Below are 1,191 nucleotides of genomic sequence, written 5' to 3'. Positions count from 1 at the left end.
CAGCAAGTGCCGTCACCAGGAATGGCCCCCCTTCTCCCGAAGTTACGGGGGCATTTTGCCGAGTTCCTTAACCATAGTTCACCCGAACGCCTCGGTATTCTCTACCTGACCACCTGAGTCGGTTTGGGGTACGGGCCGCCATGAAACTCGCTAGAGGCTTTTCTCGACAGCATAGGATCATCCACTTCACCACAATCGGCTCGGCATCAGGTCTCAGACTATGTGAACGGCGGATTTGCCTACCGTTCGTCCTACACCCTTACCCCGGGACAACCACCGCCCGGGCTGGACTACCTTCCTGCGTCACCCCATCGCTCACCTACTACAGACTTGGTTCAGCGGCTCCACCACGTCCCTTTGTCCGAAGACTCCGGGCCGGCTTCACGGCCTTAGCATCACCTGGTTCAGCGTTGGCGCTTCAAAGCGGGTACGGGAATATCAACCCGTTGTCCATCGACTACGCCTGTCGGCCTCGCCTTAGGTCCCGACTTACCCTGGGCAGATCAGCTTGACCCAGGAACCCTTGGTCAATCGGCGCAAGAGTTTCCCACTCTTGTATCGCTACTCATGCCTGCATTCTCACTCGTATACCGTCCACGACTGGTTTCCACCGCCGCTTCACCCGGCACACGACGCTCCCCTACCCATCACAGCAGGCGTTGGCCCTATATGCTGCAATGACACGACTTCGGTGATGTGCTTGAGCCCCGCTACATTGTCGGCGCGGAATCACTTGACCAGTGAGCTATTACGCACTCTTTCAAGGGTGGCTGCTTCTAAGCCAACCTCCTGGTTGTCTCTGCGACTCCACATCCTTTCCCACTTAGCACACGCTTAGGGACCTTAGTCGGTGTTCTGGGCTGTTTCCCTCTCGACCATGGAGCTTATCCCCCACAGTCTCACTGCCACGCTCTCACTTACCGGCATTCGGAGTTTGGCTAAGGTCAGTAACCCGGTAAGGCCCATCGCCTATCCAGTGCTCTACCTCCGGCAAGAAACACGTGACGCTGCACCTAAATGCATTTCGGGGAGAACCAGCTATCACGGAGTTTGATTGGCCTTTCACCCCTAACCACAGGTCATCCCCCAGGTTTTCAACCCTGGTGGGTTCGGTCCTCCACACGGTCTTACCCGCGCTTCAACCTGCCCATGGCTAGATCACTCCGCTTCGGGTCTTGGGCATGCAACTCA

General features: G+C 57.1%; 1 rRNA gene. It reads right to left on the bottom strand.

Features of this window, described 5'->3' with window-relative positions:
* Positions 1–1,191, bottom strand: a 23S ribosomal RNA gene (locus ACFWPT_RS40925); the annotation flags it as partial.

Source organism: Kitasatospora sp. NPDC058478, assembly GCF_042720345.1.
Classification (GTDB): domain Bacteria; phylum Actinomycetota; class Actinomycetes; order Streptomycetales; family Streptomycetaceae; genus Kitasatospora.
The sequence above is the reverse complement of the archived record's forward strand: the minus strand, read 5'-3'. Positions and strand labels throughout refer to the sequence as shown.